Raw genomic sequence first — 267 nt, forward strand, 5'->3', positions numbered from 1 at the left:
CCGCGGCAACCTTGTTCGCCGCAGGTGCCGATGCTCAGCAGGCCAAGAACACGCCCGACGAAATTATCTGCGCTGTCACAAATACCTGCGATGCGCCTCCGCCGCCCGTGAACGGCAAGATCAAGGTCGGCGACGAGAAGGCGTTCAGCCTCGCCCGTCCTTCGGGTGCTCGCCCGGCGGCCGCACCTGTGGCTGCCACCATGCGTGCGGATGCGCCGGTACGCCGCCGGCCGGTCGCGACGCGCCAGCCGGCGCGCCGCTCGGGAT

The 267-nt window shown here is 70.0% G+C and carries 1 protein-coding gene; it reads left to right on the forward strand.

Annotation, left to right across the window (positions count from 1 at the left end; all coding sequences use genetic code 11):
• Positions 1–267: hypothetical protein (locus ACZ6JE_RS15280; protein ID WP_464319495.1), on the forward strand; the 267-nt coding region annotated here is incomplete at both ends.

The organism is Frigoribacterium sp. AC759 (assembly GCF_979256015.1).